Annotated in this window: 1 protein-coding gene; it reads right to left on the reverse strand. The window is 49.1% G+C overall.

What is annotated here, in order from left to right:
- Window positions 1-283, reverse strand: a 283-nt coding sequence (locus MWU32_RS00070; RefSeq protein ID WP_246936570.1) for a hypothetical protein, incomplete at both ends; no start/stop codon positions are given.

Raw genomic sequence — 283 nt, forward strand, 5'->3', positions numbered from 1 at the left:
TAGTAATTGAATACTCACCTTCACAAGCACCAGGAGTAGTCACGTCCTCAAAAGTAAGTGTGACGTCAGAACCACAGGCATCCGTTGCAGTGGCTTGAGCGAACTCAGGCGTTACCGAACAGTCAATAGTTGATTCGGCAGGCAATGCAGCGATTACCGGTGCAGTTGTATCCTGAACGTTGATCGTTTGTGAGGCCGTTGAAGCGTTTCCACAGGCATCTGTTGCCGTCCAGGTTCTAGTAATTGAATACTCACCTTCACAAGCACCAGGAGTAGTCACGTC

It is taken from the genome of Gelidibacter sp. F63206 (genome assembly GCF_023015735.1).